Here is a 3796-nt window from a genome sequence, read left to right as displayed (position 1 = left end):
CGGTAGGCCCGGCCTCTTCGCGGGTGAACCCGCCCCCTTGAAATTGCGCGAGGCTATGGCTAATGCCTGTCGGTTAAGTAATTTGGGGCCGCTTTGCGACCCTTCGCGGGCACGCCCGCTCCCACAGGTAATCGCGCATGTCTTGATTTCAGCGCCAAACCTGTGGGAGCGGGCGTGCCCGCGAAGGGCTGCAAAGCAGCCCCAGTAACGCTTAACTGACTGGTATTACGCTAAGCGCCCCCTGGTCCTTACAAGCCTTGCAGCAAGTCGGACATGTCGTCTGCGTGCTCTTCTTCCTGCGCCAGGATGTCTTCGAAGATGCGGCGGGTGGTAGGGTCTTTGTCGCCGATGTACTGGATGATTTCGCGGTAGCTGTCGATTGCGATGCGCTCAGCGACCAAGTCTTCCAGCACCATCTCCTTCAAGGAATTACCGGCCACATACTGAGCGTGCGAGTTCTTGGTCAGGTTGTCGGGGTTGAAATCCGGCTCGCCGCCCAACTGCACAATGCGCTCAGCCAGCTTGTCGGCGTGCTCGGCTTCCTGGTTGGCATGCTCCAGGAATTCGCTCGCGGCTACGCTTGCCTTGATACCGCTGGCCATGAAGTAGTGGCGCTTGTAGCGCAGCACACACACCAACTCGGTCGCCAGAGACTCGTTCAGCAGGCGCAGGATCTGTTCGCGGTCGGCATGGTAACCCTCGGTCACAGCGCCTTGCTCAACATGCTGGCGGGCACGTTCGCGCAGGGTTTTTACATCGGTCAGTTCTGTAGCACTCATGTTCATCTCCAAAAGCATCAGGGTGGTCGTGGCATGCAGGGTGAGACTTACGCGCCGTGAACGGCCTCGCTGTCTTCTTCGCGTTGTTTACAGGTTTTGAAGCCCTTGGCATCAACATGGCCGGTGGCGTCGAAACGCACGTAATACGGTTGTTGCTTACCATCGTGGTTAAGAATGTAGTCGTTGCAGGTGCCCCCGTGCGGCAGGTCGATCACGTTCGATGGGCTACCGCCAATGGCGATGACCTTCTGCATGGTCATGCCGTGCTCCACCTGCTTGACCAGCGGTTCGTCACGGTAGGTGACATAGTCGACCGGGTTTTCCGGGCGGCTGCCGCAGGCGGCCAGGGTGGCGCTTGCCAGAAGGATTGCCAGGGTCTGCTTGTACATGGTCCCGCTCCTTGCAAAGGGTCTGTGTGGTTTTGAACAACAGCGCGCGCCAGGAGTTCGATTGCGATGCCCACGAAAGCCGCTGTAGGGTTGGCCAAACCTCCACGCAAAGGGTCAGGGGCAATGCAGCAGGATTTGGCCACGCAATACCCCTTGGTACTGGTGCCCGGGATGCTCGGGTTCGTCCGGGCGGGGTTCTATCCCTACTGGTTCGGCATTGTCCCGGCCTTGCGCAAAGGGGGCGCGCAGGTGTTCCCGGTACAGGTTTCGCCGCTGCACAGCAGTGAGGTGCGCGGCGAGCAACTGCTGACCATCATCGAAGACATCTGCAGGCGCACAGGCGCTGCAAGAGTCAACCTCATCGGCCACAGCCAAGGCGCCCTGAGTGCGCGTTATGCAGCCGCCAGGCGGCCAGCCAGGGTGGCATCGGTCACCTCGGTGGCCGGGCCCAACCATGGCTCGGAGCTGGCCGACCACCTGCAACGCACGGCGCCGGGGGATTCGCCCCAGGGGCGTATGCTGAGGGCGGTGCTGCATGCCCTTGCCGTGGTGCTGGGGTGGCTGGAAACCGGTTGGCGGCGCGACCCGTTGCCGGTGGATGTGCATGCCTCGCATCAGTCGCTGACCAGCGCCGGGGTAGCACTGTTCAACCAGGCTTACCCACAGGGCTTGCCGGCCACCTGGGGCGGGGAAGGCGCCCATGAAGTCAACGGAGTACGCTATTACTCATGGTCCGGCACCTTGCAGCCCGGGCTGACCGACCGGGGGCGCAACCGCTTCGATGGCAGCAACCGTTTCTGCCGCCTGTTCGCCCGCAGCTTCGTCAGGGAAAAGGGCCAGTGCGACGGTATGGTGGGGCGCTTCAGCTCGCACCTGGGGCAGGTGATCGGTGACGATTACCCGCTCGACCACCTCGATATCGTCAACCAGCAGTTCGGCGCCGTAGGGCGGGGTGCCGAGCCGGTGCGGCTGTTCACCGAACACGCCGCGCGGCTCAAGGCGGCAGGCCTTTAACGGCGGATGTGGGGGGCTGGGGGCTGAAATTCTTGGCTACACTCTCACCTCGACACCCGTGCATCGGGCACGGAGCCCAGGAGACCACTCCATGAAAGTGCTGCACATCCCGTTACTGGCCCTGGCGTTGATGTTCAGCGCCCAAGGCTTCGCTGCCAACACCGCGCAGCAGGAAAAAATGAAAACCTGCAATGCCGACGCCACCGCCAAGGCCCTCAAGGGTGATGAGCGCAAGGCCTTCATGAGCACCTGCCTGAAGAAGAGCGCCCCGCTAACCCAACAGGAAAAGATGAAAACCTGCAACGCCGACGCCACCACCAAAGCCCTGAAGGGGGACGAGCGCAAAGCGTTCATGAGTGACTGCCTGAAGAAGAAGTGACCTGCGCCTATGCCTGCGCCGTCAAGGCTGGCAGACTGCGGGCATTCCCGCTGTCTGCCTTCGAGGCTGTATGACCTTTACCCCGCGTCAGATTACCTTGGCCAGCCTGATCATCGTCATGGCCGGCCTGCTGCTGGCTTTGCCGCTGAAGTTATTGCCCAGCCTGCTGGCCGGCTTGCTGGTGTTCGAACTGGTCAACATGCTGACCCCGCGCCTGCAACCCTTGCTGGCCGGGCAACGCGCGCGCTGGCTGGCGGTGGCGCTGCTGGGCACGCTGGTGGTGCTCAGCCTGAGCTTGCTGATTGCCGGCGCGTTCAGCTTCCTGCTGCACGAGGCGGAAAACCCCGGCGCCTCGTTGGACAAGTTCATGGCCCTGGTCGAACAGGCCCGCAGCCAGCTGCCGCCGTTCATCGAAGCCTACCTGCCCGCCAGTGCTGCCGAATTCAAGGTCGCCATCGGCGACTGGATCAAAAGCCACCTCAGCGACCTGCAACTGGTCGGCAAGGGCATGGCGCACATGTTCGTCACGCTGCTGATCGGCATGATCCTCGGCGCCATCATTGCCTTGCAGCGCATTCCCGATGTGTCCCGGCGCAAGCCGTTGGCGGCGGCACTGTTCGAGCGCCTGGCCCTGCTGGTACAGGCGTTTCGCAACATCGTCTTCGCCCAGATCAAGATTTCGCTGCTGAACACGGCCTTTACCGGCATATTCCTGGCAGTGGTGATGCCGCTGTTCGGGGTGCACCTGCCGCTGACCAAGACCCTGATCGTACTGACCTTTCTGCTGGGGCTGCTGCCGGTGATCGGCAACCTGATGTCCAACACCCTGATCACCATCGTCGGCTTGTCGCTGTCGATCTGGGTGGCGGCGGCGGCGCTGGGCTACCTGATCGTCATCCACAAGGTCGAGTACTTCCTCAACGCCCGTATCGTGGGTGGGCAGATCAGCGCCAAGGCGTGGGAGCTGCTGCTGGCGATGTTGGTGTTCGAGGCGGCGTTCGGGCTGCCTGGGGTGGTGGCGGGGCCGATCTACTATGCCTACCTGAAAAGTGAGCTGAAGCGGGCCGAGCTGGTTTGAAGCGGCAAGCGGCAAGCGGCAAGCTACAAGTTGCAAGTTGCAAGTTGCAAGTTGCAAGCTGAGCACCTATAGACGCACTAACACCTCTCAGCTTGTAGCTTGTAGCTTGTAGCTTGTAGCTTGTAGCTTGTAGCTTGTAGCTTGTAGCTTGTAGCTT

5 protein-coding genes are annotated in these 3796 nt (G+C 61.7%); 3 read left to right on the top strand and 2 right to left on the bottom strand.

The features are described from left to right. Window positions 1–248: 248 nt before the first annotated feature. Both GYA94_RS25920 and osmE read right to left on the bottom strand, forming a co-directional pair. The gene (locus tag GYA94_RS25920) at window positions 249–779 is read right to left on the bottom strand and encodes a ferritin-like domain-containing protein (protein WP_009683295.1); all 531 of its coding nucleotides are present in this window, start codon (window positions 777–779) and stop codon (window positions 249–251) included. 47 nt (window positions 780–826) lie between these two features. Next, window positions 827–1168, bottom strand: a complete 342-nt coding sequence (gene osmE, locus GYA94_RS25915; protein ID WP_009683294.1) for an osmotically-inducible lipoprotein OsmE — start codon at window positions 1166–1168, stop codon at window positions 827–829. Between the two features lie 123 nt (window positions 1169–1291). Between osmE and GYA94_RS25910 the strand changes: the two genes are divergently transcribed. The 3 genes from GYA94_RS25910 (at window position 1292) to GYA94_RS25900 (ending at window position 3639) form a co-directional block, all read left to right on the top strand. Next, window positions 1292–2182, top strand: coding sequence for an esterase/lipase family protein (locus GYA94_RS25910; protein ID WP_144189400.1), 891 nt, complete (start codon window positions 1292–1294; stop codon window positions 2180–2182). A 91-nt stretch (window positions 2183–2273) separates the two neighbouring features. After that, complete coding sequence (locus tag GYA94_RS25905; RefSeq protein WP_161893384.1) at window positions 2274–2561, top strand: PsiF family protein; 288 nt, start codon at window positions 2274–2276, stop codon at window positions 2559–2561. Window positions 2562–2631: 70 nt separating this feature from the next. Next, the gene (locus GYA94_RS25900) at window positions 2632–3639 is read left to right on the top strand and encodes an AI-2E family transporter (RefSeq protein WP_009683291.1); all 1008 of its coding nucleotides are present in this window, start codon (window positions 2632–2634) and stop codon (window positions 3637–3639) included. The last annotated feature ends 157 nt before the right edge of the window (window positions 3640–3796 follow it).

It is taken from the genome of Pseudomonas juntendi, assembly GCF_009932375.1.
GTDB classification, from domain to species: Bacteria; Pseudomonadota; Gammaproteobacteria; order Pseudomonadales; family Pseudomonadaceae; genus Aquipseudomonas; species Aquipseudomonas juntendi.
The sequence above is the reverse complement of the archived record's forward strand: the minus strand, read 5'-3'. Positions and strand labels throughout refer to the sequence as shown.